Origin of the sequence: Acinetobacter sp. MD2 (genome assembly GCF_035615575.1) — a bacterium.
Taxonomy (GTDB): domain Bacteria; phylum Pseudomonadota; class Gammaproteobacteria; order Pseudomonadales; family Moraxellaceae; genus Acinetobacter.
Map to the genome: position 1 here is coordinate 95,702 of NZ_VTDK01000002.1, position 24,934 is coordinate 120,635.

Here is a 24,934-nt window from a genome sequence, read left to right on the forward strand (position 1 = left end):
GTATAATTAATTTAATAGTGAACGTTATAAAATAAAAATAGTTGAATTAAACTGATTCGTCAATTAATTTATTAGTGATTGTTATAAAAATAGATGTCATGTTCATGGTCGAAAATACAGTAGCGGGTGATGTGATGGTGAAGAGTGACCTTCCGAAAAAAAAACGGGGACGTCCAAAGTGCTTTAGTGAACAACAGGCACTTGAAAAAGCTATGCTATTGTTTTGGGAATATGGCTATGAAGCAACTTCGATTAGTGAGTTGACACAAGCATTAGAAATTACGCCGCCAAGTTTATATAGTTGTTTTGGCGATAAAGCATCTTTGTTTTATCGTTGTATCGACTATTATTTAGAGCATGAAGCTTGTCCGATTGTTCCTATCTTCGAGCAAGCCAAAACAGCTAAAGTTGCTTTTGAAATTTATTTATATAACAACATTCAACGCTTATTGCAGCCGAATAAGCCTTCAGGTTGTATGTTGGTGGTTGCAACGGTGAACTGTTCAGAGCAAACCCACGATGTGCAGCAAAAAATTCGTGACAAGCGATTAAAAGAGAAAGAAAAATTAAAAATTCGTTTAGAAAAAGGGCTGTTAGATGGCGATATTGCTCAGCATACCCCAATTGATGAAATGACAGATTTTTATGTCACGATTATTCAGGGCTTAACCCTACAGGCGCGTGATGGGGCAACGCAAGCACAATTACACAAAGTCGTGGCCCATGCGATGCAAGTTTGGGATCTCTTTTTAATCCCAACTGCTGCTGTCGAAGAATCAAGATAAATGTCTGAAATACGATATTTCAATTAAATAAGACATTTTGCACAATAAGTATCTTTAGATTTGAGTGATAATCATGACTCAGTTAAGCAGAGTAAAAGCTTGGGCGATTGTGCTGCCCCTATGTGCGGTATTAATTTGGTCGCTTAATATTGCAGTGACACGTTATGTGTCTGATTATATTCAACCTGTGAGTATTAGTTTTTATCGTTGGTTGGTGGCTTTTGTACTGCTTACGCCGTTTATGTTGCCTAAAATTTGGGTAAAACGTGATGAAATTCGACCATATTTAGGTAAGCTAGCGGTGTTAGCGGCTTTTGGTATGGTGCTATATCAAGGCCTAGCGTATAGCGCGGCACATCTTACCACAGCAACCAATATGGGAATTATTAATGCCTTTATTCCTGTATTTACTATTTTTGTTTCAATGGCAATTTTAAAAGAAATCCCAAATAAATTTGCGATTTTGGGCAGCCTTTTTTCATTAAGTGGTCTGTTATATGTGATGGGACAAGGTCATGGTTTGGCAGCATTTGCTGAATTAGGACGGCATTTTGGCGATCTATTTATGTTGATTGCCGTATTTTTTTATGCCTTTTATGGAGTGTTCTTAAAAAAATGGCAATTGAGCCTGCCACTTTTGGTCAGTGTCTATCTCCAAATTGGCTTTGCCTTAATTTACCATTTACCTTTTATTGCTTATTATGGATTAGATAGGCTGAATGCACAAAATATCTGGAGTGTATTGTATGCAGGAATCTTTCCATCATTAATTGCACCGATATTGTGGATGATGGCGGTACAGCAACTTGGGCCAAATCGCACCAGCATTTTTATGAATTTAATGCCTGTTTTTACGGCCATGATTGCGTACTTTTGGCTTGGGGAAGAATGGACGATTTATTATAGCATTGGCGGTGGTTTGATTTTATTTGGCGTATTGCTGGCACAAAAGAAAACAACACCAAAAGCCGTCACCGTTTAATCATAAGATGCTAGATGATTCACTTAAAAAGGCAGTGTATCTAAGATGAATATCCTTTATTTACATGGTTTTCAAAGCGGTGCGCAGTCGATAAAAGGGCTGCAATTGCAGCAATATTGTCAGCAGCATACGCCACACCGGGTGTATTGCCCCGACTTAAACTTGCCACCCAAGCAGGTCATAGCAACAATAGAACAATATTTTCACAGCTTGGATGATGTCGTGTTGGTTGGCAGTAGTTTGGGGGGATTTTATGCTACCTGTATCGCACTGAAATATGATTGCCCAGCTGTGCTGATTAATCCTGTGATTCATCCGTGGCAGGTTTTTCAGCAACGGTTTACTGAGGTTACTTTGCCTTACCAAGTCCATGAAAATTGGTGCTTAGAAGAAACACATTTGTTAGAACTTGAACAATTACATCAAGCGATGCCGCTACAGCTAACGAAATTTTTAGTGTTATTGCAACAAGGCGATGAAGTTTTGGATTATCGTGAAGCACAGCGCTATTATAGGCAAGGTATGCACGGTGGTTTAGTGATCACCGAAACAGGGGGGCAGCATGCGATGTGCAATTTTGCTGATAAAATCCCAATGTTACTGACGTTTTTGTCAGACCGCTTAATATAAGGAACTTAGATCACGTGTCACAATATACGGCTCAATCGCTCGAAGTATTATCAGGTTTAGACCCCGTTCGTCGCCGTCCGGGAATGTATACCGACACTTCACGTCCGAACCACCTTGCCCAAGAAGTCATTGATAATGCAGTCGATGAAGCATTGGCAGGGCATGCCAATAAAATTTGTGTCACGGTACATAGCGACGGTTCATTGTCGGTGCAAGACAATGGACGTGGCATGCCTGTCGATATTCACCCTGAATATGGGCAAAGTGGGATTGAGATTATCTTAACCAAACTACATGCAGGCGGTAAATTTAGCACCGACAACTATCAATTTTCAGGTGGTTTGCACGGAGTTGGAATTTCTGTGGTGAATGCACTATCAACGCGGGTTGAAGTTGAAGTACAACGCCAAGGCAATTTATATAAAATGGCCTTTGAACATGGTGATGCGGTATCTGCACTTGAGGTGTTAGAGGGAAAAGCTGCAAAACGTGCTACAGGAACATTGGTACGCTTTTGGCCCGATGTGAAATATTTTGATAGTCCTAAATTTGCCTTAAAAGCGTTAAAGCATAATTTAAAAGCCAAAGCAGTACTGGCTGCGGGCTTACATATCAGTTATATAGATGAAATTAATAAAGAAAAAATTGATTGGCAGTTTGAAAATGGACTCGTCGATTATTTAATGGATGAATTGCAAGATCGAGAAATTTTGCCTAATCCTGCTTTTGTGAGTTCAGGTGATGCCGAACGCGCTAGTTGTGAGTTTGCTATTTGTTGGAATGTGGAGTCGGGTGAGCAAGTTCAAGAAAGTTATGTCAATTTAATTCCAACCGCGCAAGGTGGTACGCACGTCAATGGTCTGCGTTCAGGCGTAACCGAAGCCATGCGCGAGTTTTGTGAACTGCGTAACTTATTGCCACGTAACTTAAAATTATCCGCTGAAGACGTTTGGGATGGTGTAAATTATATTTTGTCGCTGAAATTCCAAGAGCCACAATTTTCAGGACAAACCAAAGAGCGTCTTTCTAGCCGTGAAGCATCCAGTATTGTGCTGAATATCGCCAAAGATGCTTTTACTTTATGGCTGAATCAAAATACCGAAACCGCCATGTTATTGGCCGAAATGGCAATTAATAAAGCAGGTCGCCGTTTAAAAGCCGCTAAAAAAGTGGAGCGTAAGCGAATTGTGGCAGGGCCTGCATTGCCTGGAAAACTGGCCGATTGCGTGGGTTTAACTCGTGAAGAATCGGAATTATTTATTGTCGAAGGGGATTCTGCTGGCGGGAGTGCCAAACAGGCGCGGGACAAAAACTTCCAAGCGATTATGCCGATTCGCGGTAAAATTTTAAATACATGGGAAGTCTCTTCAGATGAAGTTTTGGCTTCAGAAGAAGTACATAATATTGCAATTGCGATAGGCGTTGACCCAGGTAGTGATGATTTATCTGAATTGCGTTATGGCAAAATTTGTATTTTGGCCGATGCCGACTCGGATGGTCTGCACATTGCTACTTTGCTTTGTGCTTTGTTCGTGAAGCATTTTCCAAATTTGGTGGAAGCTGGTCATTTATTCGTGGCGATGCCGCCGCTATTTCGAATTGATGCAGGTAAAGAAGTACATTACGCCTTAGATGATGCCGAGCTAGAAGGTATTTTGGCTAAGCTTAAAACTAAAAATCCGCAAATCACTCGCTTTAAAGGTTTAGGTGAAATGAACGCAGGACAATTGCGTGAAACGACAATGGATCCGAACACTCGCCGTTTGGTACAACTTGATTTAGACGATGTTCATTTTACTGCGAGCTTATTAGATAAATTACTCGCGAAAAAACGTTCTGCCGATCGGAAACAATGGTTAGAGCAAAAAGGGAATCTAGCGGATTTAGCAGTTTAAGTTTTTTATATTTTATCTTAAAAAGACGGGGTTAAGACCACGTCTTTTGCATTTAGATCGTGTATATTTTTTTGTGTATAATTAACTTTATTGTATAACGTATAAAAAGTAACTGACCTCTCCATCTTGAGGATAACGTATGCATCGAATTATCCTGCTGTGGTTGGGGATTTTCATTTTGGCTGGACTGACGCTTGCCATTAGCGCCCAATTTTTGATTAGCCCGATTTGGGTTGTGAATGCTTTTTCTGCATATTTTTGCCTTCGCCTACGCAAACAACTAAAAAATATTGTCATTATCGGTCTGTTTAGTACTTCTGCAATTTTTGCTGCGGCACTGCTTTTTGATGGCTACCAAAGTGTAATGCAAAAACTACTTTTATCCTCGCTTTCAGGATTACAAGTGAGCCTTTTTGTTTGGGTATATTATGTATTAATCGATAGAATGCGCCAGCATGATTTTAAATATCGGCAGACAATTTTACTTACTTTTCCAAATATTGTGAGTAGCTTGATTGCAGGTTTATTATTTATTTTAATTCCAAAGCAAGGTGAGCGCTATTTAGAGTTTTTAGATTATTTTTTAGAACAAGTTTCTACTGGTCTTGCGGTAGTTTGTATATTGACGGGTATGAAAAGCATGAAGCAGGTCGAAATGCGTGATTATGCATTGTTGGCATTGGCTTTGTTTATCCAATATTTTATTTCAGTTTCACCGATTTTTTATAACTGTTTTATTCTTCCTATTTTTCTAGTTTATTTTGCAATGCGTTACTCGGTTATCCGTTTTTCTTATTTAGTTGGATTACTGAGTTTAGTTTGTGCGATTTACGTTTCTATTCCTTTAGCAGGGCAATTTTGGCAACAAAATGATCTGCACTTTTTATCCCGTCTGAGTGTGTACCGCTCAGGAATTGCCATGAGTATTGTGATTTATTTATTCATGTGCGAAATTCAAAATTTAAATAAAAGTTTATATTATCACCTAGCTAGAGCGTCATTTAATGATGAGCTAACAGGTCTAAAAAACCGACGTTTTATGCGTGAAAAAGTATTGGCACGTCATCAATTAGAAAATGGTTTGTTATTATTAATTGATATTGATGATTTTAAGAAAATTAATGACCATTATGGACATCATATTGGTGATTTAATTTTAAAAAAATTTACCCATTTAATTGAAAAAAATATGCCCGTAGATGCACAAATATTTCGTTGGGGGGGAGAAGAGTTTTTAGTTTTAATACAATCTATTCAAACCACAGAGGATGCAACACAATTATGCCAAGCATTTATTAACGCAACAAAAGATGTATATTTTGACTGTGATGCAGAACATGTCATAAGTTCATTGAGTGTGGGTGCGGTACAATTTAAGACGTTTTCTGAAAAGAACTATCATCACATTATTAATTATGCCGATGAGCTGCTCTACAAAGCCAAAGCATCTGGTAAGAAATGCTATTTCTTAGCGCAAGATGAGTACCATTAATTTAAGACTCGGGTACTCATGCTCGGGTTTGCTATTGACTTTTTGATTTGCTTGGCGAAATAACTGCCATTCTTCTATTTTTTGTCTATTCGGCAGTTTACAATTTCGACTTGGTTGGAATGCATACAGTTGCGCTTTAGTGAACCTACAGGTGCTATAACAATCTAGCTTAGAGATTTAAAGTGTAATTTGAATTGGTTTTGAAAACTGTATGACATCACAATTCTGCCCAGAACCAATTCGGTCAATTACGGCAAAATCACTTGGGCTTTCAAGCGTAATGAGAGGGTGATGCCATGTGCCTTGGCGATAATTTACGCCTTGTGTACCATCTGACAAAAAAGCATAAATTTGCGTTGGATCGGGTTCATTTGAATTTAATGGCAATCCAACCACAACTAAAAATTTTTGTCCTTGCATAGGAATAAAGGCTTGAGAACCTTTGGGGTGGCGCTCAAGCATATGAATGCTAAACGGTAGCTGTGTGGTTTTAATATTGCGGAAAATACTAATTCCAACCTGTGCTTCACCTTGAATTTGCGTTTCGACTAAGGCGTGATAACGCTCGGTATGGGCATCATTAATGTGAAAAAATGTATTTCCAGTACAACTAATTACTTCGCCAAAAGGCGCAAAGGCTTCGGCACTGAGTGGTTGAATTTGAACAAGATTAAATGACATCACAGCATCCTTTATTTGGTTATTTATAGCACGTTACCCCAAAGACGTACACGGCTAATACCGCCATCAGGAATCATATTAATTCGAATGTGGCTAATTTTTTCATGGCTTAAAATTTCAGTTATAAAGTTATGAATATGATCCATTTGCATCGGTTGTGCTTCTAATAAGAATGGCCAAAACATGCTTTGTGGAATGAGCTGTGCATCGGTTGCATCTTCAATATAAATGGCTTGAATAGAAACTTGTGCAGGGAAATTGCCCTTAAAATGTGCTGTATCAATCTCTAGTTTTTCAATTTTTCCTGCTTGTCCCAAAGCTAAAATACACCAGTCAAATCCCGGTGCGCGGCGGCGTTTGGTTTCCCAACCATCGCCCATGTTTACCCCACGGCCTGGATTAATTAGGTTTTGTGGATGACCATAATGTGCATCGCTAAATGCTATTACGCGTCCGCCATTTTTAAGGGCAACTAAGTCGATATTTTCAGTGTTATGCTGTGTAGTGGTTGCAACTTGTCCATAAACGCGAAAACGTGCCACACCGCCGTCTGGGAAAATATTTAAACGGATATGACTAAAGGTTTGATTTGATGGATGAGCATTAAAAATATGATGCTGACTAGAACCTAAAATATGGTTGTCAAGCAATGGAATCCATTCGGCATGATCGAGTACATCATCAGGTGCATAACACGCTTCAACCGCAGCAGAGGCAGGGTAGTTGCCCGTAAAAAAGGTGGTATCAATATCAAAAGCATGAATTTGACCTGCAACGCCAAGTTTGATGATACACCAGTCATAACCTGCATGGCGCTTACGGCGGGTCTCCCATCCATCCATCCACTTACCATGGTCATCAAATTCGCCTTCAATAAAAATTGGTGCTTCAAATTGCAACATGCGCTTGGCTTCGGCAAAAAACTGATCTGAACATGCCACAATTTCGGCACCAATACGTGCATCTGCTAAATTGGTAAAGCGGTTTAAGTGTGGTGGAAGATCGAAAAGAGGTGCGAGTAAGGTTGCCATAATCCATCCTATTGGTTTTTGTTACAGTTTTGCGCTGAAATAGTGAGCATATATCGCATCATATTATCGTTATATACCGTTTGGTTATAGCATGATTTATGCCATGCACAGTACGCAACTCTGTACAGACAATTGCGAGAAACGTGCCAAAATGGCATAGTTTTGGCATAAAAAATAGCAAAATAATTTTGAATACAGAGGATCTCACGATGGAAATTGTCATTATTGGTGCAGGTATGGGTGGTTTAACGACAGGTATTGCACTAAAAAAGTTCGGGCATCAAGTTTCCATCTATGAGCAGACCACCGAAATTAAACCTGTTGGTGCTGCCATTTCATTATGGTCGAATGGCGTAAAATGTTTGAATTACTTAGGGCTGTCAGAGCAAATTGCCGCGCTAGGTGGGAAAATGGATGCAATGGCCTATGTAGATGGATTAACAGGCGAAACCATGACTCAATTTGGGCTTGAACCTTTAATTCAGGAGGTTGGGCAGCGTCCTTATCCTGTGTCACGCGCAGATTTACAGCAGATGTTGATGGATGAATTTGGCCATGAAAATATTCATCTTGGTAAAAAAATGGTGTCTTTACAAGAACAAAATGGCATCGTTCAAGTTGAATTTGCGGATGGTACACAGATTGAAACTGAGCTGCTTATTGGGGCAGATGGAACACATTCGATTAGCCGTGCTTATGTGTTAGGCGAACAAGTGCAGCGCCGTTATGCCGGTTATGTCAATTGGAATGGCTTGATAGACATGGCAGATGATATTGCGGCAGCAGATCATTGGACGACCTACGTGGGCGAGGGTAAAAGAGCTTCGCTTATGCCTGTTGCGGGGAATCGTTTTTACTTTTTCTTGGATGTGCCTTTGGCGCTTGGGCTTGAAAATGAGCGTAGTCAATATAAAACACAGCTTAAACAATATTTTGCAGGTTGGTGTCCACAGGTGCAGAATTTAATTGAACGTTTAGACTCTGCCACTACCAATCGGGTTGAAATCCATGACATTGAACCATTTTTAAAGTTTTATAAAGGACGTGTGGTGTTGGTCGGAGATGCAGCACACAGCACTACGCCAGACATTGGTCAAGGTGGCTGCCAAGCGATGGAAGATGCGATTTACTTGGCACGTGCTTTACAAGTCAATACTTTAAGTATTGAAGATTCCTTACAACGTTATCAAGATAAGCGTAATGAGCGCACCAAAGAAATGGTGCTACGGGCACGTAAACGCTGTGACGTTACGCATATGAAAGATGAAGCCATTACAACAGCTTGGTATGATGATCTACGTAAAGAACAAGGCCCACATATTATGAAGGGAATTGTGAGTAATATTGTTGGTAACGTTTTGGACTAGTGTTTGAAATGTCTGAAGCTGTGTAAAGGTTTACACAGCTTCAATTGTTCTGCTTAGAAATGGAAATCTACACGAACCATAGGTGTGTTTGCTGTAGCACCTTTATTGCCCTCTGTTGGATTACCAAATTTATTGTGCCAATATTGATACTCTGCGCCGACTCGTAGAGTTTTATCATTTTTGCCCCAAATCAGTGGGCTTAAATCATACATTAACATTGCATCAATATTGGTTTCAGCTGAGGTCTTATCACCAAACTCATTTTTACCTTTTGAATCAATCCAAAGAGCATAACCTTCAAATGATAGTGGGGTTTTTGCAATTGGAATTCCCCATGTTAATTGTATTGCTGCATGTGGGTCGTAGTTGTAGCGACTATCAATACCTTTGGGTTTATTACTTTCAAAAAAAGCTAAAGCACTTAAGCTTAAAAAACCAGGAACATCAAAGTTAATGGTTGGCCCGACTACCCACATTCGTTTTTTAGAGCCGTAAGCGTCATTTTTTGTATTGGCGTCAAAGCCTGCGGTTAATGCATAGCCACGAATGCCTGTTGATGATAAGTCTTTATTAATGACTTTACCGATATCGATATTATTTCGATAGACGACATATACCTCTTTAGTGCCTTTTTCATTGGCTTTATCGCTTATGCCGCCATAAACTTCATCGTCAGACTGTAAAAAATCAACGTTTAAGAAGTTCGTGCCGTAGCTATAGCCGCTGCTGTGGGTAAATGAATAGATTTTTTTGTTAATATCCATTTTCGAACCATCGGCATTATTTTTATATGGTTCTGCAAAATCACTACCGTAACGTAATCCAAAGGCATTATCGCTCCATGTTAATGCTGAAGCATGCTGAGTTGCTGCCACAAGTGTCGATAATGCAAATAAATTGAAAAGTATTTTTTTCGGTTGAACAAAATGTTGAATTAAAGACATCTAGCGACTCCCCCAAGAGTTTGGTTGTAAAAATACGTATCGATGATAAAAATCAACACGCAAAAACCAAGCCAATTTACGTGTAAATGAATTGAAAAGAAATGGGGGAGATAGAAAAACAAAGAAAAATAGTGAGTTAAAACAGTTTTTTTGCGACAGATATAATAAAACAGGGCATGTTCCTATTAACTCCCTCGATAAGTCGAATAGGCATAAGGGCTAATAAGCAGTGGAATATGATAATGCTCATTTTCTTGCGCAATAAAAAAGCAAATACAGACTTTAGGGAAAAAGGTCGCCAAATTTTTTGCTGCAAAATAAGGCGCAATTGCAAATTCGAGTTGATACTCACCACTGATGAATGTGCTGATTCCGAAGTCTTTTAATCGACCATCTTGATCAGTCACGCCTTGTCCGATTAATTGATGTTTGGCATCAAACAATTGAATTGTAACGCCTGCTGCGGGTTTGCCTAAATGTGTATCTAAAATATGGGTGCTAATCATGCTTCAATTTCCTGATCTAAACGTAGTAATGCAATTTGAGCAAGTTGTTGTTTAACTATCTGTTTTTCAGTTTCAATGTCGTTATTTAAGCGTTGTTGGAGCTGTTCTAAGATCATTTCACTATTTAAGCCCGCGGCTTTAATCAGAAAAATAAAACCAAACTTAGTTTCGTAGGCAAGATTGCCTTGTTGTAGTGCATTTAATGTCACAGCATTTTGTACAATGCCTGCTTGCTCTTGCTCTGAAAGCAATTGTTCTTGTTCAGATAAAGCCTGTTTTGCTTTTTTCTCACCAATTCGAGGATGTGTGTCGAGCGATGCTTTAACCTCTTGCCATGTCCACGTGCTACTTTGCACTTGTGCTGCCTGAATCAGGGCATGTTTACTGGCATAGGGGCGTTGTGCATTTAAAGCTGCCATCCACGATGGAATGTTAACGCAGTGTTTAAATAAGGTTTGTGCTTTAATTGGTTCGATGGTATTTAACTCTGTAATTTTCATATAAAACTCCTTTTTTTAATCAATATTTAGATGGTTTTTATACCAGTGTTCGGCAATATCGCTACGTCGACAAATCCACACATCTTCATGTGATTGAATATAATCTAAAAAGCGCTGTAAGGCTTTAAAACGCGCAGGTTTACCCAACAGGCGACAATGCATACCAATCGAGAGCATTTTGGGGCGCGTTTCACCTTCGGCATACAACACATCAAAAGCATCTTTTAAATATTGATAAAACTGCTCGCTATGATTAAATCCAGCAGGCGCACTAAATTTCATATCATTGGTTTCGAGCGTATATGGAATAATTAAATGTGGGCGTGTTTGACCTGCTTGATTGGTTAAACTTGTCCAAAATGGGAGATCATCACCATAGTTGTCGCAGTCATATTTAATTTGTGGAAATTCGGCCAATAACTGACGTGTATTGGGACTGTCACGTCCTGTGTACCAGCCAATAGGTGCTTCACCAAACAGCGTTTCTAGCACGGACAGTGCTTGATCCATATACATTCGTTCTGTTGCCAAATCCATATCTTGATAATGAATCCAACGCTGCCCATGCGATACAATATCGTAATTGGCTGCTTTAATTGCCTCAACAATGTAAGGGTTACGAATTAAAGCCATTCCCACTCCAAAAATGGTCATGGGTAAATGACGCTTTTGAAATTCCTGATGAATGCGCCAAAAACCTGCGCGTGAGCCATATTCATACATCGAATCCATCGACATATGTTTAGCAGGAAAACTCGCTGCGCCGACAATTTCAGATAGAAATTGTTCTGAGCCTGCATCACCATGTTCGATATGGTTTTCGCCACCTTCTTCATAATTGAGTACAAATTGCACCGCAATTTTGGCTTGGTTTGGCCAATTGGCCTGTGGTGGCTGACCATGATAGCCGATTAAATCGCGTGAATAAGGCGCAGATTGAATCGCATCAATTAAGGCTTGGCCGCGCAAATAAGATGTTGTCACAGTTGCTTTCCTTTTGATCGTTTTTTTGAAAATTGTACTTGCATATTTTTGAGTATAGGCTGATATTGAAAATATAAGGACAACAAAGCATATGCAAGAATGGTGACAAATTTTTTATTTGTCGAAGTAAATAAAGACAAATAAATTGAAACTAAACGTCAACATTCGGCTGTGTTGAAAGGTGCTAAAACAAGGATAGTGGTTTGTTTTTGCAGATTGCAAAAGAGATGAAAAGTAGAAGGTGACTTATGAACATTGAAATCCGTACCGATAAAAACATCCAAAATAGTGACCGTTTAATGAGTTATATTTCAACCGAACTCAATAACGAATTTCAACGTCATAGCGAAAAAATTACTCATATTGCCGTACATTTAAGTGACGAAAATGGCGCTAAAGGCGGTGATGATGACTTACGTTGTATGATTGAGGCGCGTCCTGCGGGGCTTAAACCTGTTGTGGTTAGCCATAAAGCAGGAAATATTGATGCTGCGATTCATGGTGCAATTGACCGTCTTAAACGTGGACTTGAACATGTGTTTGAGAAGAAAGAGCATGTGCGTGGCAAGCCGCTAGAATTTATTGAAGATGAAGCGTAATTATTGCTCGTTTGTAAAAAAAGCTCCTTTAGGAGCTTTTTTTATTTATCCGTCACGAAATATTGTTAAACTATTTTCTATCTAAAACGCATTTTTAAGATTGAGAATGACCTATGCTAACAACAGTACAACAAGAACTCATTCAAGCAATTGAGCAATTAGACCTTGAAAAAGTCAAAGCTTTGTTGGCAGATGGACTTGATCCGAATTTTTTAGAGCCTGAAAAAGGTCCTCCAATTTCAATTATTTGTGATGTTTTGTTTCAGTGGTGGCAGCCGATTTACGATGCTTATGAAGAAGGCACACCAATTGCAGAGTCAGAAAAACAAAACAGTTTAACTGTGTATTTAGATATTTTAGATACACTCATTGCCGCCAATGCCAATTTACATTTATGGGACAGTGAAGAGTTTTTTGGCCCACTTTGGGATGCAGCAAGTGCAGCTTGCGTACCTGCGGTACAACGTTTACTTGATCATAAGGTGAATCCAAATACTTTAGATGATGAAGGTTTAACGGTTTTATCTTCAATTAGCCAGTTAATGTACGAATGCGATTTTGATGAAATTGATTGGGATGAAACATGGCCAGAAGAACAGCAAACTTTACAGTTATTACGTGAGCATGGCGCTAAAATGACCAAAGAATTAGTGTAAATAAGATTAAAAGATTGAGGTAAATCAACGATGAAAATATGGCAAAGTACCGCATTTGGCTTGGCACTTGCATCTAGCATGCCAAGTTTTGCAGCAGAATTTTCGTTTGACCGTCCAGGGACAGGTTTTGGCACAGGCATTACCCCAATGGGCAAGTTGGCTTGGGAGCAAAGCTTGCCAACAGTGAGTTATAGCAAGGCATCTAGTGATAATGGTTTAGAAAAAACCACAACAATTCAGGGTGATATGCTATTTCGTACAGGCTTGGCGCAGGACTTAGAATTACAAGTGGGTTGGGATGGTCCAGCGTGGCAACAAGTTAAAAATGCAATGGGTAAAACAGAAACCCATGGCTTAGGTGATGTGTCAGTTGGCGTTAAAAAAGCGATTGATTTACACGATGACCGTATGACGATGGCATTGCTCGGTCGGGTATCTTTTGCGACAGGTAATACTGACTTTAGTAATGGACATGACATTTATACCATCGGTTCAACCGTGGCTTATCAGCAAGATGATATTCTTTCGACCAGTATTACCATGCTTTACGCACTTGAAGGTAGTGATTGGTCTGTGACTGCGGTACCGACGTTAAACTATAAATTATCTGATAAATGGTCAGGGTATTCTGAATTTGTTTATCGTAAAAAAGAAAGCCAGTCGGATCAAACCTCATTAGCAACAGGCGTAGTTTATGCTTTGAATGCACGTACACAGCTTGATGCAAGTGTTGGATTTGGATTGGCAGGTGACACCCCAGATTATTCGGGTGGTTTAGGTGTTGCATTCTTATTTTAAAGCCTAAGGAAACATGTTGAACTCATCTGTTTTAAGTGAAGCAATAGGACAGCGTTTGCTGCGATATTGCTTTTATTTCTGGTGCTGTGTATGCAGTTTAAGCTTACATGCTGAAAGTACGCGTTTTTTAACGGCCGATCAGGCATTTGTTTTCTCTGCAGAATCAGAAAATAAGCATCAGGCTGAACTGTCGTGGAAAATTCAGCCACATTTTTATTTGTATCAGCATAAAATCAGCGTAACCCCACAAGGGCGACAAGCGATTTCGTTGAAATACCCACAAGCGGTAAAGCAACATGATGATAATTTTGGTCAAACTTTGGTATATTTTGATCAGGTGAAACTCAAAATTGCAACTCAACCGAACCAAAGTTATGTTGTGACATGGCAAGGCTGTGAACAAGATCGGATTTGTTATCCGCCACAAAGCACCACAGTACAAACCGATGCAAGTGGTCTTGTGAGTTTGCAAGATCAACCTGTTGCTGCACAGCCAAGTTTACTTGCTTTGTCAGAAAAAAACCAAGCGCAGTTAGCCCCTCAGCAAAATACAATTGTTGCTAATAGCACACGCATGCAAACACCTGAAAGTCCTGAAGGTTTAGCGGCGCAAGATCAAACATGGCAGATGCGATTAAGTCAGCATTCGTTCGCTTATAGTTTACTGTTATTTTTAGGTCTAGGTTGCTTATTGGCTTTTACGCCATGCTCTTTACCCATGCTCCCTATTGTCAGTAGTTTACTCATTCGTGAGCATCGCGGTGTCAAAGCATGGCTGATTGCATTGGTATTTGTATGCAGTATGGCGTTGGTTTATGCCGCCTTGGGGATGATGGCGGCATCAATTGGATTAGGTTTCCAGCGATGGTTGCAACAACCTGCTATTTTGGCGACTTTTAGTGGCTTATTTGTGTTATTTGCCTTGAATTTGTTTGGTGTTTTTGAACTAAAAATGCCGCATCAAATCACCCATCATTTGGGGCGTTGGCAAAATATGCAACAAGGTGGCTCACTGCTTGGTGCAATGTTGATGGGCATTGTTTCAGCTTTATTGGTCGGGCCATGTATGACTGCACCTTTGGCCGGTGCGTTATTATTTATTGCACAAACCCAACAGCAGTGGCAGGGTGCAATTTTATTGTTTGTTCTTGGTTTTGGAATGGGAATTCCGCTGCTGTTAGTGAGTTTGATTGGAACACGTATTTTGCCTAAAGCAGGGCAGTGGATGCATTATATTAAAGTGCTATTTGCCTTTGTTATGCTTGCGTTGGCATTATATTTTGTGCGTGCGTTATTGCCACTCATGCTCTTTAGTGGTCTGCAATTGCTGTTGTTGTGTAGTTTTGCTTTCTATTTAATGTATGGAATCTACACACATCCACGTGGTTTGAAAGTGTTATATGTCGTACTGTTTTTGGGCGTTGTGCCAATATTGGCTTATCAGCAATATCAAAACTTTAAACATCAGCCTTCTGTAACACAGAGCAATACATTAATTTGGCACCGTGCAACCACGGCGGTCGAATTCAAACAGCTTTTGGCACAAGCCCCAAAAGATCAGGCAATTGTTGTGGATGTTTATGCTGATTGGTGTACGGCTTGCCAACCGATTGAACATCACATTCTGACGCAGCCACAGGTACAACAAGCATTACAGCCATTTTACTTAATTAAACTCGATTTAAGCGATTACGATGCTTCGCATCAAGCATTGCTAAAAGAATGGGATATTTTAGGCCCACCGACTTATTTATTTTTAAATCCGCAGCATCAAGAAGAGCGCCAATTGCGTTTAACTGGCGCATTTGAACAGCAAGCACTTATTCAGCAGGCCAAATTATTGTTGCAGCGTTAATTTAATTCTTCGCGAGGATGAATTCTAAAATATCAAAGGCATGATGCGAAATCGTTATGCCTTTTTTAATGTATGGACATTTAAACTGCCTAAGCGAAGCGCATTTACGTTGTATTAACAGTGTAAATATGCGCTGAACTTGTAAAATGAACGCAATCGCCATTGTACTTCTGCGTCAGCTATTTAAAAATAATCACGATTACAATGACATTGATCTACTACGGCTTCGATATTGTGTTTTGGATTAAGGCTGAACTTTAAATTTGAGCCTGAAAATCGTCCCAAAATGTCACAAGCGTACACTAGACGGTCACACAGCAAAATTGCAAATTTAGTTTGTCTTTTGAATACTAGCAATTCAAGAATAAATTAAATTAGGGAAAATAGATGAAGAAAGTACTTTTGAGTTTAGGATTATTCGGTGCAGTTGTATGTGCACATGCTGCCGATCCATTAAATGGCACAATGTGGAAAACCATTGATGATGTAACCAAACAACCAAAAGCTCTGGTTCAATTTACCGAACAAAAAAATGGCACTTTATCTGCTTCTATTCAGCAAGTGTTTACACCTGGTGAAGAAAATTTATGTACCAAGTGCGAAGGGCCATATCAAAATAAACCACTGAAAGGTGTGACCATTATTCGTGGCTTAAGAAATACGGGCGGTACGCAGTATGATGGTGGCTCGATTTTAGATCCTAAAAATGGCAAAACCTATAGTTTAAAAGGTGAGCTAGCTGGTAACCAATTGAAACTTCGTGGTTATATTGGTATTGCGGCCTTAGGACGTAACCAAGTTTGGATTCGTGCTAAATAAATTATAGTTCAATACAAAGCCCAGTATTCAAACTGGGCTTTTTTATTTAAACACTGCTAAGCGTTTGATAAGTTGCTTCATCGAAACCTGCTATATAGCCAGTTGTGGTAGCAAGAATCGGGCGTTTGATGAGACTGGTATGTGTAATGAGCGTTTCAATTAAGTTTTGTTCAGTAGCAAGTGCATGCTGTTGTTCAGTTTCAGTTAATTTGCGCCATGTAGTGCCTTTTTTATTCAAGACGGTGTCTGCGCCTAAAGCATCAAGCCAAGTCTTGAGCGTGTCAGCATCAATGCCTTGTTTTTTATAATCGTGGAATTCATAAGCTAGCCCGTTGGTAGTTAAAGCATCAAAGGCTTTTTTCATAGAACCACAGTTTTTAATGCCGTAAATTTTGAACATAAGAGTGAAATTATAGTGATAGATTTAATTAGCCTAACTAAAAAATATCAAAAGCTCTAGTTTAAATTGTGCAGAATATTCGGTCTTGAAGTGAATGCAGATAAGCATTGAAGAGAAAGTCACAACGATAACGCTTGAACATTCACTTCAATTGATTAATGATGTATATCAAAAAGAGAAAACCCGCATTTAATCATCCTGATCATGCGGGTCTCACATATAACGTCCAATGTCACATCCTTGAAATAAATACTCGAAAGCATTTATTTAATTTCATCCTACGGCGTCCTATCCCTTTGTCATCCTGACATGTCCTTGTGCCGTGCGGATATAATGCAATAATTCATTTTTAGAAAAAAGTTACATAAACGACAATGAATGTAAGCTATTTCTGCTATTTAAGAGAACAAGTGTTCTGCTTTTTAGCTAAGTTTATAGTCAATAATGACAGGTGCATGGTCGCTAAACCATTCATCTTTATAAACCCAAGCATTGGTGGTGCGGTCTTTCCAGTCGGGTGAGCAGGCTTGATAGTCAATCCGCCAACCGACATTTTTCGCACGTGCTTGTCCGCGATTCGACCACCATGAATATAGCTCGGCTCCCTTTCTCACTTCACGGAAGGTATCCACGTAGCCCAATTCATCATAAATGTGATCGAGCCATGCACGTTCATGGGGTAAACAGCCTGACGCTTTTTGATTGCCTGACCAGTTTTTAATATCAATGCGTTTATGCACAATATTATAGTCACCACAAACGATGATCGATTTATTCTCATCACGCCATTGTTTTAAAATTTTGGCATATTCTGCTAAAAATACATCTTTACGTGCTTGTGCTTCATCGCCCGAAGAACCTGAAGGCAAGTATAACGAAGCGATATGAACAGGTTGTGACAGTCCTAAATCAAATTCGGCTGCAATAAAACGACCTTGTGAATCGGCCAGTTCAAAACCTAAACCATCTTGTACCGATTTAAACGGTAAGCGGCTATAAATCGCCGTACCTGCATAACCTGCACGTTCGGCTGGGAATAAATGCGTGTGCCAACCTTCGGGCTTAAATTTATCGGTCCACTGCGCATGGGTAATTCGGCTTTCTTGCATACAAATCACATCAGCTTCAGATTTTTCAATCCATTCAAGCAGCCCTTTGGTGACCGATGCACGTAAACCATTTACGTTAATTGATACCACGCGTAGAATTTTTACATCACTTGGATAGTGATCCTTTGCTATCATAGTTACGTTTGACCTCAATTTGATGAATTTGGAGCACCTATGACAACGCCGTCGTCTTTTAACCCGCAAGCTTTTATCGAACTCGCGTTATCACGCGGTGTGCTTAAATTTGGTGAGTTTACCTTAAAATCAGGACGTGTCAGTCCGTATTTTTTTAATGCAGGTTTGTTAAACGATGGTGAAGCCTTGTCATTGCTTGCTACGGGCTATGCCGATCAATTGATGCAATGTGAAAATGTTGATGTGATTTTTGGGCCAGCCTATAAAGGTATTCCGTTTGTTGCCGCCACCGCGGTTGCATTGTCGCAAGTGCATGGCCAAAGTGTGCCATGGGGATTTAACCGTAAAGAAGCCAAAGACCATGGTGAAGGTGGTATGTTGGTGGGTGCATCGGTTGCGGGTAAAAAAGTGTGGATTATTGATGATGTGATTACTGCTGGGACTGCCATTCGTGAAGTGGTGACGATTTTAAAAAATGCAGGTGCAAGTATTGCAGGTGTTTTGGTCGCGTTAGATCGTCAAGAGCGTGGGCAAGGTAAACTTTCTGCCATTCAAGAAGTGCAGCAAGAACTTGAAATTCCAGTGCATGCATTAATTACTATGAAAGATTTGATGGATTATTTAGCAGCGAATGGCGAAAAAGAAGCTTTGGCAAAAATGGAAGATTATCGGGTTAACTACGGCATCTAATATTTTTAAAAGCCTATCTTTGGATAGGCTTTTTTATGCATGTTGTTTGAGTATTTGCACCATATCTGTGTCGGGTTGATGTTTATCTTCGACTTCTTTCACAATCGCTTGACCAACTATGATCTGCGTGCCATTAAAACTCATGGTGGGCGAACCGTATAGTTCCCAACCACGATTGAGTGCTTGGCTGACACGTGCACAAAATTGCGCATCGTCTGGGCCGGTTAAATAGCGGTACAGTTTCATGTGGCAATATCATTTAAGCAGATGGTTTTAATTTAGCGTAAAAGCATCTGTTTGACTATTGCGAGATCGTGGCAATTTAAAGTCGATTTATGCTTATAATAATGCCGTTTTAAATACATATAACCATATAAAAAAGCAGGAATCTTCAATGCGAATCAATAAAGATACGACACTGTGCATGTCACTGGCAGCGAAGCCAAGCAACTTTGGAACACGTTTTCATAATTATCTTTATGAAGCACTGAATTTAAATTATGTATATAAAGCCTTTGCCCCAACCGACTTAGCTCAAGCGATTGCCGGTGTACGTGGCTTGCCTGTACGCGGTTGCGCAATTTCGATGCCGTATAAAGAAGCAGTGATGGCATTGGTGGATGAGATGGATGCTTCAGCAACCGCGATTCAGTCGGTCAATACCATTGTCAATACAAATGGGGTGCTCAAAGCTTACAATACCGATTACATTGCCATTGCAAAAATTATTGAAAAATATAAGATTTCACCCAATACTAAATTTGCCTTAAAGGGCAGCGGTGGTATGGCTAAAGCTGTGGCGTTTGCGCTTAAAAATAGTGGTTTTCACAATGGTATTATTGTGGCAAAAAATGCAGTTGCAGGGCAAGAACTGGCACAAAGTAGTGGTTTTGTATGGCAAAAAGAACTGCAAGACAATGATGTTGAATTACTCATTAATGCCACTCCTGTTGGCATGGTGGGTACTGCTTTTGAACAGGATTTAGCTTTTTCAGAAATGGCCATTGCAAATGCAAGCCTCATTTTTGATGTGGTGGCATTGCCTGAGCAAACTCCATTCATTCAAACAGCGCAGGTGCAAGGAAAACGAGTCATCAAAGGTTCAGAAGTTTTTGCTTTGCAGGCACTGGAACAATTCTATTTATATACAGGCATATATCCGGATCAGCGCACTTTTCAGGCAGCGGCTGAATTTTCACGTGCAGGCTAAATTTTTTAAAAGCTCAGATTAATCTTCGCTATACTTTTTAATATTCAAAATGAGAGAAAAACGATGCGTGTACTTGTAGTGATGGATCCGATTGAAACGGTCAACCTTAAAAAAGATTCGACTATGGCCATGCTGTGGGCGGCGAGTCGTCGTGGGCATGAATTGGGCTATGTATTACAGCAAGATTTATACATCGACCAAGGCAAAGCCTTCGGCTTAATCTCACCGCTCAAAGTCTTTGAAGATTACAGCCATTATTACGAGTTAGGCGAAAAACAAAAACAGTCGCTTGCAGATTATGATGTCGTCTTAATGCGTAAAGACCCACCGTTTGATATGAACTTTGTTTACACCACTTACGTGTTGGAACAAGCAGAGCGTGAAGGTGCGTGGATTATTAACAAACCACAGTCTTTACGTGACTGTAATGAAAAGCTGTTTGCGACCCAATTTCCAGAATTACAAGTTCCGACATTGGTGACTTCGCAGCAAAGTTTGATTCGTGAATTTATTCAAACGCATGGCGATGTAATTGTAAAACCACTTGATGGCATGGGTGGAACAGGCATTTTTCGTGTTACGCAAGGCGGCTTAAATATTGGTTCAACCCTTGAAATGCTGACTGAAATGGGCACTCGTCCAATCATGGCACAACGGTATATTCCTGAAATTATCGATGGGGATAAACGCATTTTAATGGTCAATGGCGAACCAATTCCATATTGCTTGGCGCGTATTCCACAAAATGGCGAAGTGCGTGGCAACTTGGCTGCTGGTGGTTTGGGTGAGGCGCGTCCACTGACTGAAAATGATAAAAAAATTGCTGCAAAAGTCGGGCCATTCTTGCGTGAAAAAGGTTTAATCTTTGTTGGTTTGGATGTGATTGGCGATTACGTTACTGAAATTAATGTGACGAGTCCAACCTGTATTCGTGAAATTGATAGCCAATTTGGAACCTCAATTGCTGATACTTTGTTTGAAGTGTTAGAAAAAGGACAAAAGCACGCTGATTGATATGCAAAAACCTTGGCTAAAAATAAAAAATTGGATTCAGGATCAGCGCACGCAAACTGCGCTGACCGAATTACAACGTCTGATAAAACAGAACCCAAAACAAATGCTGCGTGATAGCGTGATGCTGTTGAGCGAAGCTAAATCCTTTGATCATAACCTCTTGATCAATAGCCCTGTCTTGAATCAATTGGGCTTACATCGTTTTCGAGTAAAAACGGCAGCGATGTTAGCGGGAAAGCGCCGTGCACGGTTAGCAAAATTTTTATCAGCAGATGAAGTGTCTGAGTTTCATGCCAACGGGTTTATTTTAAAAGAGAATTTTTTAGCGATCGATGAATTTCAGCGACTTCAATCTGAATTACTCAATACCGCTTTAGACAGTCGAGAAACCTTGCAGGGTGATACGGTTACGCGGCGTATGGCACTAGATGCAAAAGCTTTAGCACGTTTGCCCGTCACCAAAAAGTTATTGTCGAATCCATTGTGGCAAGCACGGTTAAATTATGTCGGCAGTTATTGTTCGCAGCCCATGTACTATGTACAAGTGATTTTATCTCATGTCCGGCAAGCACGACCAGACCCACAAACCCATTTACATAGCGACACATTTCATCCGAACGTAAAAGCATGGTTGTTTTTAACTGATGTGGCTGAGGATGAAGGGCCTTTTGTTTATGTGCCAGGTTCGCATCAGGTCAATCCACAGCGGCTTGCATGGGAGCATCAAAAAGCCTGTTCAATGCATAACGAAAAAAATGTTTTAACGCGGCGTGGCTCATTTCGGATTCAAGCATCGAAGTTGGCAGCGCTTGGATATGCTCAGCCCAAAGCATTTGCAGTCAAAGCCAATACTTTAGTGATTGCCGATACCTATGGTTTTCATGCGCGTGGGCCAAGTGTGCGTCCATCTACACGAATTGAACTATGGGCATATGCACGGCGTAATCCGTTTTTACCGTGGACGGGTGGTGATGTGTTGAGTTCACCTTGGTTGAAAGATCATTTAGTGCCTTTGTATTGGCAAGGACTTGATTTTTTAGAAAAGTATAAGCAGCGTCCGAGTCCATGGCGAGCAGTTGGACAAAAATATGCAACAGACCCTGCGGTATTACACAGCAAACCTTAGCCTTTATAGATTTGAGCACATGATTTCAATGGAATTTGTGCTTAAATCATTTTAAAGCGGTAATATTTGTTGAAAAGACGTGAAAAGCATTCACGCCAATGTGACTTTATGATTAAAATAACCGAGCACATGAACCTAACCTAGCGCATTGAAGTAGAGATCGTGACCAATTCTCAAGCACAAAAAACCAAACATATTTTAATGATGGCGGCAGGTACAGGCGGACATGTCTTTCCTGCTTTGGCTGTTGCAAAATTATTACAACAACAAGGGCACCGCGTGTCATGGTTAGCTACGCCAAATGGAATGGAAAACCGCTTACTTAAAGACCAAAATATTCCGATTTATCAGATTCAAATTCAGGGCGTGCGTGGCAATGGCGTAATGCGTAAGCTTGCTGCACCCTTTAAAATTTTAAAAGCGACACTCAGTGCGGTGCGCTACATGAAACAACAACAGGTTGATGTGGTGGCAGGCTTTGGTGGTTATGTGGCAGGTCCAGGCGGTCTCGCGGCACGTATGCTTGGTATTCCAATTTTAATTCATGAACAAAATGCAGTTGCAGGGTTTACCAATACTCAATTGTCACGGATTGCCAAAACTATTTGTCAGGCTTTTCCAGAGACATTTCCAAAAAGTGACAAAGTCGTGACTACGGGTAATCCTGTGCGTGCCGAAATTAGCGCAACTTTAAGCCCTGCATGGCGTTATGAGCAACGTGCCAATGCAAATATGCCGTTACAAATTTTGATTGTTGGTGGCTCGCTGGGTGCGCAAGCTTTGAATCAACAATTGCCTGCTGCACTGAAAAACTTGAATGTGCCTTTAAATATTGTGCATCAATGTGGTCAGCAACAACTAGAACAAACTCAAGCCGCGTATGCCGATGCACCGAGTGGTGTCACTGTGCAAGTTGTACCGTTTATTGAAGATATGGCTGCGGCCTATAGTAATGCCGATTTAATGATTTGCCGTGCAGGTGCACTGACTGTAACTGAAGTAGCAACCGCAGGAGTGGCAGCGGTATTTATTCCATTGCCTTCGGCGGTGGATGATCATCAAACTGCGAATGCTCGCTTTTTAGAAAAAGTCGGTGCTGCCAAAATTTGCCCGCAAGCCAGTATGAATCCTGAATATTTACAGGCGTTGTTTAATCCGCTCATGAATCGCCAATTATTGGTCGAAATGGCGGTTAAAGCACGTCAACATGCCCAAACACAAGCCACGCAAGATGTGGTTAATTTCATTCAAGCATTATAATTCGAGTATTGTATGTCACCAGTAAGCCCTGCCGATCAAGCGAAGAAACTGATTAAAATTCCTGAAATGCGCCGTATCAAACACATTTACTTTGTGGGAATTGGTGGTGCAGGTATGTGCGGTATCGCAGAAGTGCTCAAAAACCAAGGCTACAAAGTTTCTGGTTCAGACATTAAAGCCTCTAAGACCACTGCACATTTAGAAGAAAAAGGCATTAAGGTTTATATAGGGCACAGTGCTGAGAATTTAAAAGCAGTTGATGTACTAGTGGTTTCAACCGCAATTGATCCTGAAAATCCTGAAGTGAAATTTGCGTTAGAACAGCGTATGCCTGTGGTACGCCGTGCCGAAATGCTCGGTGAATTAATGCGCTATCGCCACGGAATTGCAGTTGCAGGAACACACGGTAAAACTACAACAACTAGTTTGCTCACGACCATGTTGGCAGAAGAAAATCTTGATCCGACCTATGTGATTGGCGGTTTGTTGAATCGTACTGGCGTAAATGCTGCGCTTGGCGCAAGCCGTTATATTGTGGCAGAAGCCGATGAGTCCGATGCTTCATTTTTGTATTTACAACCTATGGCTGCCATCATTACCAATGTCGATGCCGACCATATGGATACCTATGAAGGCAGTTTTGATAAACTAAAAGACACCTTTGTCGATTTTATCCATAACTTGCCGTTTTATGGTTTAGCTGTGGTATGTGGCGACGATGCCAATGTGCGTGAAATTATGCCACGTTTTGGTCGTCCCACTTTGACCTATGGTTTTAACGAAGATAACGATATTCGCGCAGTAGATGTCGATCAAGATGGCATGCAATCGCATTTTACCGTGCTGCGTAAAGGGCGTGAGCCATTACGTTTAACCATTAATCAACCCGGCTTGCACAATATTTTGAATGCTTTGGCCGCAATTGGAATTGCAACCGATGAAGGCGTTTCTGATGCAGCAATTGGCCGTGCATTAGAAGGTTTTAGTGGTGTTGGTCGCCGTTTTCAGGTGCAAGGTGAGTTTGCATTGGGTAAAGGCAATGTGAAGTTAGTTGATGACTATGGACATCATCCCAAAGAGGTGGAAGCGACCATTAAAGCGGCACGTCAAAGCCATCCAGACCGCCGTTTAGTGATGATGTTCCAACCGCATCGTTTTAGCCGTACACGTGATTGTTTTGACGACTTTATTGAAGTGTTGTCTCAGGTTGATCAATTATTGCTGCTTGAGGTTTATGCTGCGGGTGAGAAACCAATTGTTGGTGCAGATAGTCGCTCGTTGGCACGCAGTATTCGTTTACGTGGTCAGGTCGAGCCAATTTTGATTGACCCTGTAGACGGCAATATTGAAAATGTGATGCAACAAGTGTTACAACCGAATGATTTATTGCTCACCCAAGGTGCAGGAAATGTCGGTGCAATTTCGGTTGAATTGGCGCAAAAACAGTTATTTTTAAAATAACTTTG

General features: G+C 40.5%; 26 protein-coding genes. 17 read left to right on the forward strand and 9 right to left on the reverse strand.

Translation table 11 applies throughout. The features are described 5' to 3' along the window. The first annotated feature begins 104 nt into the window (after positions 1-104). From FXN70_RS03720 to FXN70_RS03740, 5 genes are all read left to right on the forward strand, one after another. Complete coding sequence (locus FXN70_RS03720; RefSeq protein ID WP_324646146.1) at positions 105-785, forward strand: TetR/AcrR family transcriptional regulator; 681 nt, start codon at positions 105-107, stop codon at positions 783-785. Positions 786-858: 73 nt separating this feature from the next. Beyond that, positions 859-1,767 (forward strand): DMT family transporter, encoded by a 909-nt coding sequence (locus FXN70_RS03725; RefSeq protein ID WP_324646147.1) that lies wholly within the window; start codon positions 859-861, stop codon positions 1,765-1,767. Between the two features lie 45 nt (positions 1,768-1,812). Further along, positions 1,813-2,397 (forward strand): YqiA/YcfP family alpha/beta fold hydrolase, encoded by a 585-nt coding sequence (locus FXN70_RS03730; RefSeq protein WP_324646148.1) that lies wholly within the window; start codon positions 1,813-1,815, stop codon positions 2,395-2,397. A 14-nt stretch (positions 2,398-2,411) separates the two neighbouring features. Continuing rightward, positions 2,412-4,292, forward strand: a complete 1,881-nt coding sequence (parE, locus tag FXN70_RS03735; RefSeq protein WP_324646149.1) for a DNA topoisomerase IV subunit B — start codon at positions 2,412-2,414, stop codon at positions 4,290-4,292. Positions 4,293-4,431: 139 nt separating this feature from the next. Continuing rightward, on the forward strand, positions 4,432-5,784 hold the full coding sequence (locus FXN70_RS03740; protein ID WP_324646150.1) for a GGDEF domain-containing protein: 1,353 nt from the start codon (positions 4,432-4,434) through the stop codon (positions 5,782-5,784). A 177-nt stretch (positions 5,785-5,961) separates the two neighbouring features. Here FXN70_RS03740 and FXN70_RS03745 read toward each other — a convergent pair whose 3' ends face one another. Together FXN70_RS03745 and alc are read right to left on the reverse strand one after the other, a co-directional pair. Next, the gene (locus tag FXN70_RS03745) at positions 5,962-6,465 is read right to left on the reverse strand and encodes an ureidoglycolate lyase (RefSeq protein ID WP_324646151.1); all 504 of its coding nucleotides are present in this window, start codon (positions 6,463-6,465) and stop codon (positions 5,962-5,964) included. A gap of 23 nt (positions 6,466-6,488) precedes the next feature. Beyond that, positions 6,489-7,496, reverse strand: a complete 1,008-nt coding sequence (gene alc / locus FXN70_RS03750) for an allantoicase (protein ID WP_324646152.1) — start codon at positions 7,494-7,496, stop codon at positions 6,489-6,491. A gap of 209 nt (positions 7,497-7,705) precedes the next feature. On the opposite strand from alc, the gene hpxO reads away from it, so the two are divergent. Further along, the gene (hpxO, locus tag FXN70_RS03755; protein WP_324646153.1) at positions 7,706-8,863 is read left to right on the forward strand and encodes an FAD-dependent urate hydroxylase HpxO; all 1,158 of its coding nucleotides are present in this window, start codon (positions 7,706-7,708) and stop codon (positions 8,861-8,863) included. Positions 8,864-8,916: 53 nt separating this feature from the next. On the opposite strand, the gene FXN70_RS03760 is transcribed toward hpxO, so the two are convergent. The 4 genes from FXN70_RS03760 to puuE all read right to left on the reverse strand — a co-directional run bounded on the left by FXN70_RS03760 (position 8,917) and on the right by puuE (position 11,797). Next, positions 8,917-9,807: an outer envelope protein gene (locus tag FXN70_RS03760; protein WP_324646154.1), complete on the reverse strand. Its 891-nt coding sequence runs from the start codon at positions 9,805-9,807 to the stop codon at positions 8,917-8,919. A gap of 185 nt (positions 9,808-9,992) precedes the next feature. Beyond that, entirely contained in the window at positions 9,993-10,313 is a 321-nt protein-coding gene (gene uraH, locus FXN70_RS03765; RefSeq protein ID WP_324646155.1) for a hydroxyisourate hydrolase, read from the reverse strand. Further along, positions 10,310-10,813 (reverse strand): 2-oxo-4-hydroxy-4-carboxy-5-ureidoimidazoline decarboxylase, encoded by a 504-nt coding sequence (gene uraD, locus FXN70_RS03770; RefSeq protein WP_324646156.1) that lies wholly within the window; start codon positions 10,811-10,813, stop codon positions 10,310-10,312. The genes uraH and uraD overlap by 4 nt, the downstream gene beginning before the upstream one ends. A gap of 15 nt (positions 10,814-10,828) precedes the next feature. Continuing rightward, the gene (gene puuE, locus FXN70_RS03775) at positions 10,829-11,797 is read right to left on the reverse strand and encodes an allantoinase PuuE (RefSeq protein WP_324646157.1); all 969 of its coding nucleotides are present in this window, start codon (positions 11,795-11,797) and stop codon (positions 10,829-10,831) included. 248 nt (positions 11,798-12,045) lie between these two features. Here puuE and FXN70_RS03780 point away from each other — a divergent pair, with 248 nt between their 5' ends. The 5 genes from FXN70_RS03780 to FXN70_RS03800 all read left to right on the forward strand — a co-directional run bounded on the left by FXN70_RS03780 (position 12,046) and on the right by FXN70_RS03800 (position 16,524). Then, entirely contained in the window at positions 12,046-12,396 is a 351-nt protein-coding gene (locus FXN70_RS03780; protein WP_324646158.1) for an HPF/RaiA family ribosome-associated protein, read from the forward strand. 113 nt (positions 12,397-12,509) lie between these two features. Beyond that, positions 12,510-13,052, forward strand: coding sequence for an ankyrin repeat domain-containing protein (locus tag FXN70_RS03785; RefSeq protein ID WP_324646159.1), 543 nt, complete (start codon positions 12,510-12,512; stop codon positions 13,050-13,052). Between the two features lie 30 nt (positions 13,053-13,082). Further along, on the forward strand, positions 13,083-13,850 hold the full coding sequence (locus FXN70_RS03790) for a transporter (protein WP_324646160.1): 768 nt from the start codon (positions 13,083-13,085) through the stop codon (positions 13,848-13,850). A 13-nt stretch (positions 13,851-13,863) separates the two neighbouring features. Continuing rightward, positions 13,864-15,705, forward strand: coding sequence for a protein-disulfide reductase DsbD (gene dsbD / locus FXN70_RS03795; RefSeq protein WP_324646161.1), 1,842 nt, complete (start codon positions 13,864-13,866; stop codon positions 15,703-15,705). A gap of 387 nt (positions 15,706-16,092) precedes the next feature. After that, positions 16,093-16,524, forward strand: coding sequence for a DUF2147 domain-containing protein (locus FXN70_RS03800; RefSeq protein ID WP_324646162.1), 432 nt, complete (start codon positions 16,093-16,095; stop codon positions 16,522-16,524). Positions 16,525-16,570: 46 nt separating this feature from the next. On the opposite strand, the gene FXN70_RS03805 is transcribed toward FXN70_RS03800, so the two are convergent. Both FXN70_RS03805 and FXN70_RS03810 read right to left on the reverse strand, forming a co-directional pair. Next, complete coding sequence (locus FXN70_RS03805) at positions 16,571-16,924, reverse strand: Spx/MgsR family RNA polymerase-binding regulatory protein (protein ID WP_324646163.1); 354 nt, start codon at positions 16,922-16,924, stop codon at positions 16,571-16,573. 422 nt (positions 16,925-17,346) lie between these two features. After that, the gene (locus FXN70_RS03810; protein WP_324646164.1) at positions 17,347-18,168 is read right to left on the reverse strand and encodes an exodeoxyribonuclease III; all 822 of its coding nucleotides are present in this window, start codon (positions 18,166-18,168) and stop codon (positions 17,347-17,349) included. A gap of 39 nt (positions 18,169-18,207) precedes the next feature. Here FXN70_RS03810 and pyrE point away from each other — a divergent pair, with 39 nt between their 5' ends. Further along, entirely contained in the window at positions 18,208-18,858 is a 651-nt protein-coding gene (pyrE, locus tag FXN70_RS03815; RefSeq protein ID WP_324646165.1) for an orotate phosphoribosyltransferase, read from the forward strand. Positions 18,859-18,891: 33 nt separating this feature from the next. Here pyrE and FXN70_RS03820 read toward each other — a convergent pair whose 3' ends face one another. Then, positions 18,892-19,104 (reverse strand): DUF1737 domain-containing protein, encoded by a 213-nt coding sequence (locus tag FXN70_RS03820; RefSeq protein ID WP_324646166.1) that lies wholly within the window; start codon positions 19,102-19,104, stop codon positions 18,892-18,894. 148 nt (positions 19,105-19,252) lie between these two features. On the opposite strand from FXN70_RS03820, the gene FXN70_RS03825 reads away from it, so the two are divergent. The 5 genes from FXN70_RS03825 (at position 19,253) to murC (ending at position 24,929) form a co-directional block, all read left to right on the forward strand. Continuing rightward, positions 19,253-20,068, forward strand: coding sequence for a shikimate 5-dehydrogenase (locus FXN70_RS03825; RefSeq protein ID WP_324646167.1), 816 nt, complete (start codon positions 19,253-19,255; stop codon positions 20,066-20,068). 63 nt (positions 20,069-20,131) lie between these two features. Beyond that, the gene (gshB, locus tag FXN70_RS03830; protein WP_324646168.1) at positions 20,132-21,082 is read left to right on the forward strand and encodes a glutathione synthase; all 951 of its coding nucleotides are present in this window, start codon (positions 20,132-20,134) and stop codon (positions 21,080-21,082) included. Position 21,083: 1 nt separating this feature from the next. Next, positions 21,084-22,208 (forward strand): phytanoyl-CoA dioxygenase family protein, encoded by a 1,125-nt coding sequence (locus tag FXN70_RS03835; RefSeq protein ID WP_324646169.1) that lies wholly within the window; start codon positions 21,084-21,086, stop codon positions 22,206-22,208. A 162-nt stretch (positions 22,209-22,370) separates the two neighbouring features. Further along, on the forward strand, positions 22,371-23,468 hold the full coding sequence (murG, locus tag FXN70_RS03840; protein WP_324646170.1) for an undecaprenyldiphospho-muramoylpentapeptide beta-N-acetylglucosaminyltransferase: 1,098 nt from the start codon (positions 22,371-22,373) through the stop codon (positions 23,466-23,468). Between the two features lie 12 nt (positions 23,469-23,480). Continuing rightward, the gene (murC, locus tag FXN70_RS03845) at positions 23,481-24,929 is read left to right on the forward strand and encodes a UDP-N-acetylmuramate--L-alanine ligase (RefSeq protein WP_324646171.1); all 1,449 of its coding nucleotides are present in this window, start codon (positions 23,481-23,483) and stop codon (positions 24,927-24,929) included. The last annotated feature ends 5 nt before the right edge of the window (positions 24,930-24,934 follow it).